This window comes from Mesorhizobium sp. WSM4841 (assembly GCF_055811515.1).
Window position 1 is genome coordinate 1 of sequence record NZ_JBVVQC010000121.1, and the last position, 212, is coordinate 212.

1 pseudogene is annotated in these 212 nt (G+C 76.9%); it reads right to left on the bottom strand.

The features are described 5' to 3' along the window. Positions 1-212, bottom strand: a pseudogene (locus AC0L14_RS34835) (hypothetical protein); the annotation flags it as partial.

Genomic DNA, 212 nt, shown 5'->3' on the forward strand with positions numbered 1-212 from the left:
CAGGGCGCTGCCACCGCATCGGGATACCAGGGCGCCGCCACCGCATCGGGCACGCAGGGCGCTGCCACCGCATCGGGGCGGCGAGGCGCTGCCACCGCATCTGGCGACTGGGGCGCTGCCACCGCATCGGGCGACCAGGGCGCTGCCACCGCATCGGGATACCAGGGCGCCGCCACCGCATCGGGCACGCAGGGCGCTGCCACCGCATCGGG